The sequence below is a fragment of the Psychromonas sp. genome (genome assembly GCF_041586535.1).
In the GTDB taxonomy this organism is placed as follows: Bacteria; Pseudomonadota; Gammaproteobacteria; order Enterobacterales; family Psychromonadaceae; genus Psychromonas.
In genome coordinates, this window is record NZ_JBFGZY010000173.1 from 1 (window position 1) to 7,629 (window position 7,629).

Genomic DNA, 7,629 nt, shown 5'->3' on the forward strand with positions numbered 1-7,629 from the left:
CGGATCATGTGGCGGTGCTGCGCTAGATGCCCTGACGACTTATATCGAGCAACAAAATAGACCTAAGTAACGTTAATGCTTCGCATCAATGATTTTCATCACCGCCATGAATGACGGTGTTTTTCATCTAAATGGATAAAAATTTTGCTATTCAGACTTTTTTATCGCAAGTCCGCAACAATCTGACAGACTGCATCAAGACAGGAGGCGCCAAGCTTAGCGCTTCTTTCTGGGGACCACCCCTGCGCCGGATTAGGTGTTTCAATAGTATCTTTAAAAGGCATTTCCAGGGTTAGCGCGAGGCAATTAAAGGTTTCAGCAATATAATTCGTGCAGACAGTCATATTCGCCTGACCAGGTTTACTGACCGGATATCCTTTTTCCATTTGAAAATCTGGATTTACCTGCATCAGGGTCTTAGCAAAACGATCCTGTAAAGCGGCTAACTGTTCATTCCAACTGGGGATGCCCTGTGCCCCGGCAATGAAGTTATAGGGTAACGCTTCATCACCGTGTACATCCAGACAAAAATCGACGCCGATTTTATGCATTTTTTGACGTACGAAATATACCTCCGGACTCTTTTCCAACGTCGGCGTTAGCCATTCCCGATTTAGATTCACACCCAGCGCATTGGTTCTTAAATGACCGCGACGGCTGCCATCCGGGTTCATATTCGGCACAACATAAAAAATAGCCTGTTCTAATAATGCCCTTGAAATTGAGTCATTTTCATCCAATAAACGCTTTACGAAGCCTTCTATCCACCAGGATGCCATGGTTTCGCCGGGGTGCTGCCGCGCATTGATCCATATTTTCTTTTTATCTGCGTCAGGCCTGCCAGATATTGCAGGATTGCTGATAATCAGCTGATCCAAATCCTGTCCGTCCAGCGTTTTCCCCAGAGTATCAAGTTGTACTTTAGGGTCCAAGATAACGTTACCGATAAAATCGCCATAACGCTCCATTGAATAAGGCGCAAAATAAGCGTAGTACACAGACTGAAATTCGGGCTTATGATCAATTTGAAAAATACCGTCCCGATAGCTGCTATCCACTCTGAACCAAAAAACCTTATCGTAGGAAGCAACGGCTTGATAACCCTGCCAGCCTTCAACATAGGACGCATCTGCGGCATTGATAATTTTTAATGAGCAATTCTTACCCTGAGCACCGCTTAATCGAAAATAAAACCACTGATAAAAATCACTATTATGATCTTTATTTATCTGTAACTGAATATCAGCCGGGTTTTCACATGTCAGACAGCGGATATTTCCCCCGTCAAAATTACTGTTGATAAACATCGAGTACAATTTCCTTATTAACAATGATGAAACAAAACTTTACATAACAATAGAGTAGTCAATCTCAACCAGCTCTATATTACAACCTATAAATCATATTTTGACTAAATTAATCATACATACAGGCTCTATACTCAAGCTGATAAGAGTTTTCATTTGTAAACATGGGGGGAACCAAGTGATGGAGATAAACAAAGTAATAAACAGCACCATTGTAAAAACTTACCATCAGCAAACTAAACATTATGCAGATCGTCCTGCGCGATCCAGCGGCTATATGGATTGGGCAAATCAGCCTGTTCCATTTCGTTGTTATTCAGGTGCCAGGGAAATTCAGCTTCCGCTAATAGACAAAGATCCAGGCTTACCCTATAACGCGCTTTATAAAATAAACGCCGTTTCCCCCATCAATTTATTCTCTATTTCAACTCTATTGTCTTTGAGTATGGGTTTGTCTGCCTGGAAAAAATATGAAAGCAATGAATGGGCATTGAGAATAAATCCGTCGAGCGGAAATTTACACCCGACCGAATGTTATTTATTGCTACCGGGTTTTTCCGACAAACCGGCTTGCCTTGCGCATTACCATCCTTATCTGCATATTTTGCAGGAAACAGCTATTTTGAATCAGCAGCAATGTGAGGATTTTAATGCCTTAGGCGGTTTTGGCCTGATACTGACCAGCATTACCTGGCGGGAAGCCTGGAAATATGGCGAGCGAGCTTATCGTTATTGCCAACACGATGTCGGCCACGCTTTGGCGGCATTACGTTTTGCCTGTAATCTCAACGGTTGGAAAATGACGCTGATTCCCCAAGTTCATGAGCAGGAATTAAATGATTTTTTAGCACTTGATACTATTGTCGGCGAAGAAGAGTGTGCGGATTGTCTGTGTTGGATTGATGTTAAAGAGATTGATAGCGATAGCATTAGCCAGTGGTTTAAACAGCAAAAATTACTTAACCATCAACATAAAGCTAATCGGCTCAGTGCGCAACATGTCGACTGGGAAATAATTAAACGCGTACAGCAGGCCTCTCGGTCACAAGGCCAAGTGAGCAGATTAACAACGCAGAGGCCTGAAAGTAATCCAGCCCAGCTAAATTCGCCATACGGCGCTGAAGACATCATCAGAAAAAGACGCAGCGCACAGCGATATAGTCAACAAAACAGTAAAACAGATATGCCCGTTTTTCTGCACATGTTAAGCAGAACATTAGCGAGTAAGGGCTGCCCTTTTGATCTGTTCCCGTATCCCTCAAGGGTACATCTCATCCTTTTTGTCCATGCAATAAATGGTCTGGAATCGGGTCTTTATATTTGGCTAAGAAATACACAACACCTACAGGATTTAAAGCAACAGTGCCATACCAACTTTGACTGGTTACTTGTTGAAAAAGGTTACCCACTGTACCGCTTAGAAAAAGGAAATTTTAGAGAAAAAGCACAAACCATTAGCTGCAACCAGGCGATTGCCGGTGACAGTGCCTTTAGTTTGGGAATGATCGCGCAATTTGATGCAGTGATAGATGAGGATCCAAGTAGTTATCCGCGCTTATTTTGGGAAACAGGTTTGATTGGCCAGGTACTGTATTTAGAAGCTGAAGCGTTTGATTTAAGAGGCACAGGGATTGGCTGTTTCTTTGATGATCAACTCCATGACTTACTCGGGGTTAAAAATAAGTCCTGGCAATCACTTTATCATTTTACCGTTGGCAAACCTCTGGATGATTTACGCTTGGAAACTAAGGCTCCCTATTACCACCTTCGCAGCGTTCAAAACTCCAGCGAATCCAAAAATACCGTTAATAGCAAACCGAATGAGTAAGTTTCAGAAATTGTGCAGCCAATATTAAAAGTAGCGGTGCGGACAGGTTCAATTATTTAACTGTTTTTTTTTTTGAGTAAACAAAATAAAGCACAGCAGTAAAAAAGCACACAAGTCAAAGAGAGTTGATGTTAAACCCGTGCTCATTATTGAAAAGAAGATGCACAATAAAGCAGCTGCAATAAGTATATTTTTAAAGCGCATATAGATTCCTTATTATTAAGTCGTAGATATATTATCGTCCTACTTCTATAAACAAAGGAAATATTAAAATAGTCTAAGTCATAACTGTTAGGGTCTATTGATCTTTCACATTTGATTTTTGTTCGAGATAAAAGCCTTGCGACGCAGGGATATTTTATATTTTCCCTTGGATTTTTTAACCGCCAGATGCCAATTTTTTCACCTGCCATAGCTTGTTCTTTTAATGCATGTTTAGGGCCTGTTTATCTTTTATCGCCTTTCCTGCTGGAGGCTGATTTTTTACTCTGGCAAGGCATGAAAATAAAAAAGCACTGCCGGTTAATTAACCGGCAGTGCTTTGAATGATACTTTTTATCGTATGTTACTGCGATTTAATCATCGAAATCATCGCCCAATAATTCTTTTAGTCTTTTTTGCTCTCTGAACTCTTCGATGCTGCGGCGAATTTTCGCTTTTTCCATATCACGTTTTTTTTGCTCTTCTTTGATATCGGTTACGCTGATCTCATCATCGTCACTGCTGACGTTATCATCTTCCCAGTCATCATCTACCCAGTCATCTGAGGCTTGCTCTTCATTATTAAATTGCTGAGAGTTTTTATTTCCCATCTGTAACTCCAAAAATAAATTAATCCGTATCGCTTAGACCAACATAGCAATTATATGCCTGTCTTTTCTGTGGCTAATAATCGCAGTTAAACCTGTTTTTAGTAAAGTAAAAAAACGTGGGTTTTTAGTATTTTTTGCTCTAAAAAATAAAATTTTAATTCCATATGGTTACATGCATTTTATAAAAATTATCCTCCAGATCATCGGGGAAAGAAAAGCAAAGATAGAAAAATATTTACTTGCTATAAATAATATTGAATGAGCCCCGAAGAAAACTTATTTTTTAACTAACCTCAACTCTGAATATTGAAAGCGCCATTGCTTTTAATATTCAGAGTTGAGGTTTTATATTATACAGTGCCGTTAGCTTCGTGTAGTTCAAGGCGACTCATCGTAACAATATCGGGCTACTGGCAGATGATTTAATGCAGAAATACGCGGAAATAGCGGTATTGTATCGATTTGCTTATGCACAGCCGAGGTTAACTACATAATCAATTAAATCAATATCATCGTAACAATATCGGGCTACTGGCAGATGATTTAATGCAGAAATACGCGGAAATAGCGGTATTGTATCGATTTGCTTATGCACAGCCGAGGTTAACTACATAATCAATTAAATCAATAGGTTGAGTTCAATTCCAAGCAACTCAACGAGGAAATAAATAGTTTGTTATTTTATATTAAAGCGCAGATTCGAGTGGTTATAATCAGTTACAGCTATCACAGATATTTATCTGATTCGTAGTGATACCAAATCCGATAATTATCTATTCATTTATGCTTGTTAAAATGAATGCTAGCTTCGTTATTGATTTTGTAATTAGAACAACTAGTTACTGCAATCAATGCCTGGCTTTCATCCATTTTTTCTACGCCTAAATAGATCATCTAATTAACGGAATTGGTATTACTTTGAACATCGCAACCTGCCTTTAACGATCTGCTTTATAATGATTCGATATTTTTAACGATTGCCTTAATTAAAGTTTCGCGTGCTTCTCTGCTGGCCCATGCGGTATGCGGGGTAATCACCAGCCGGAATTGCGCCTGTACGGAAAAATACGGATGATCTTTTTGCATAGGTTCAACGGCCAGCACATCAGTACCATGGTAGATATCCCTATTATCCAGCGCCTTCGCCATGGCCTGCTCATCAATAATACCGCCACGCCCTAAATTCAAAATAACTGCGCCCTTTTTCAGCATTTTTAATTGCTCTTCGGCGATCAAGTTTTCAGTTTGCGCATTCAGCGGAGCATGAATAGAGATAATATCGCAGGTTGATAACAGTTCAGTTAAATCCACCTGTTTGATCCCCTGCTGAGTATTTTTCCCGGAAGTGGAGTAATAGCAGAGTTCACTGCCGAATGCCCTGGCGATTTCAGCTACACGCTGGCCGATTGCACCATAGCCGATAATGCCCCAGCGTTTACCTTTGATTTCGCTGAAGGGACGTTCTATGTGGGTGAAAGAAGAGTTACTGCACCAGGCTTTGGATTGTACAAAATGATCGTAATAACGACTTTGATGGAGTAACTGAAAAAGCAGAGAAAAAGTAGACTGGGCAACGCTATCGGTAGAATAACCGGACACGTTTTTAACCATAACGCCAGCTTTTTCGGCTGCGATCAAATCCACGTTATTGGTGCCTGTTGCAGAAATACAGATCAGTTTCAGTTGCGGACTGGCGTCTATAACTTCCTTATCAATCATTACCTTATTGGTAATAACCACATCACAATCAGCCATATGCGCTAATCGCTGCTGCTTGCTGGTCATTGGATAGTGGATAAATTCACCTAATTTATCAAATAGCGACAGATCACTGTCACCTAATGTGTCTGCGTCCAGTAATACAATTTTCATTTTTTATCCCTGTTTACATATGAAAAATCAATAATACCAATTCCGATAGTTAGATGATCTATTTAGGCGTAGAAAAAATGGATGAAAGCAAGGCATTGATTGCAGTAACTAGTTGTTCTAATTGCAAAATCAATAACGCAGCTAGCATTTATTTTAGCAAGTATAAATGAGTAGATAATTATCGGATTTGGTATAAGCTACTGACGTTATCGTATTGACAAGCAGCTGACAAATAAGAGATATAAAAAAGCCGAATAACATCTCTATTATTCGGCTTTTTCTCAAAATTATTCACTGTTAGATTGGTATATATCGCCACTGAGCACAATCATAGCAGACGCCAACAAGCCATTTTTTAAAGATCTTTTAACATATCCAATGCCACGGCTTCCGCTATTTTAATACCGTCAATACCTGCGGATAAAATACCGCCGGCATAACCTGCCCCTTCACCGCCCGGATAAAGACCTTTCACATTAATACTCTGGTAGTTTTGACCGCGTTTGATCTGCACCGGTGAAGAAGTACGTGTTTCAACTCCAGTTAACATTGCATCCGGGGTGGCAAAACCGCGAATTTTTTTATCAAATGCGGGTAATGCCTCACGAATCGCATCAATTGCAAAATCCGGTAAGCTGGTACTTAAATCGGTCATTTTGACATTGGCTTTAAATGACGGCTCTACGTTTCCATGGGGTTTAGCTTCACTGCCTGCGAGGAAATCTCCGACACGTTGCGCCGGTGCATCATAGCTACTGCCGCCAAGAATGTACGCCTGACGCTCTAATTTACGCTGTAAGGCAATCCCCTGTAACGGATCATTATTAAAATCAGCGGGTGAAAGACCAACCACTATAGCGCTATTCGCATTTCGCTCACTGCGTGAATACTGGCTCATACCATTAGTCACAACCGCTTCTTTTTCTGAGGTTGCACCAACCACCACACCACCGGGACACATACAAAAACTGTAAACGCTGCGACCATTTTTGCAGTGATGTACTAATTTATAATCGGCTGCGCCCAGCAGAGGATGACCGGCATTAATGCCAAACCGGGACTGATCAATCAGCTCCTGCTTATGCTCGATACGGAAACCGATGGAGAAAGACTGCGCTTCAAGGTACACGCCTTTGTCATGCAGCATCTGCACAGTATCGCGGGCACTGTGCCCAATCGCTAGGACAACATGTTTGGAGTTAATCACTTCACCGCCTTTAAGGGTCACCCCGGTAATCTGCGAATCTTCAATATTAAGCTCTTCCACACGGGTTTCAAAACGGATCTCACCACCTAATTCAATGATCTTGCGACGCATACGCTCAACCATGGTCACCAGTTTGAATGTACCGATATGCGGCTTACTCACATAGATAATTTCAGCAGGCGCGCCTGCAGCAACAAACTCCTGTTTTACCTTTAAGCCGAGAAAGTTTGGATCTTTCACCTGGCTATATAATTTACCGTCAGAGAAAGTACCCGCCCCGCCCTCACCAAACTGCACATTGGATTCGGTATTTAACTCCCCTTTACGCCAAAAACGAAAAGTATCTTTAGAGCGCTCGTGTACTGATTTACCGCGCTCCAAAAGAATAGGTTTAAAGCCCATTTGCGCTAAAATCAAAGCGCTAAACAATCCGCAGGGGCCCATGCCGATAACGATTGGACGTTCAGTTAAATTTTGCGGTGCCTGCGCGACATATTTGTATTCAGTATCAGGCGACTGACGGACATTCGGATCTTTAGCAAAGCGGGCCAATATTGCCGCTTCATCAACATCTTTCAGGGTAACATCAAGGGTGTAGATCAG

General features: G+C 41.2%; 5 protein-coding genes. 1 reads left to right on the forward strand and 4 read right to left on the reverse strand.

Annotation, left to right across the window (positions count from 1 at the left end; genetic code table 11):
• Window positions 1-161 precede the first annotated feature (161 nt).
• Window positions 162-1,307 (reverse strand): M14-type cytosolic carboxypeptidase, encoded by a 1,146-nt coding sequence (locus tag ABZA00_RS15560; protein ID WP_372883073.1) that lies wholly within the window; start codon window positions 1,305-1,307, stop codon window positions 162-164.
• 181 nt (window positions 1,308-1,488) lie between these two features.
• Between ABZA00_RS15560 and ABZA00_RS15565 the strand changes: the two genes are divergently transcribed.
• Window positions 1,489-3,135, forward strand: coding sequence for a SagB/ThcOx family dehydrogenase (locus tag ABZA00_RS15565; RefSeq protein WP_372883074.1), 1,647 nt, complete (start codon window positions 1,489-1,491; stop codon window positions 3,133-3,135).
• A gap of 575 nt (window positions 3,136-3,710) precedes the next feature.
• On the opposite strand, the gene ABZA00_RS15570 is transcribed toward ABZA00_RS15565, so the two are convergent.
• The 3 genes from ABZA00_RS15570 to ABZA00_RS15580 form a co-directional block, all read right to left on the reverse strand.
• The gene (locus ABZA00_RS15570) at window positions 3,711-3,947 is read right to left on the reverse strand and encodes a PA3496 family putative envelope integrity protein (RefSeq protein ID WP_372883075.1); all 237 of its coding nucleotides are present in this window, start codon (window positions 3,945-3,947) and stop codon (window positions 3,711-3,713) included.
• Window positions 3,948-4,898: 951 nt separating this feature from the next.
• A complete protein-coding gene (locus tag ABZA00_RS15575) occupies window positions 4,899-5,819 on the reverse strand; it encodes a D-2-hydroxyacid dehydrogenase (RefSeq protein WP_372883076.1) in 921 nt (306 codons plus the stop codon).
• A 355-nt stretch (window positions 5,820-6,174) separates the two neighbouring features.
• The coding region (locus ABZA00_RS15580; protein WP_372883077.1) for an NAD(P)/FAD-dependent oxidoreductase at window positions 6,175-7,629 on the reverse strand (1,455 nt) is incomplete at its 5' end.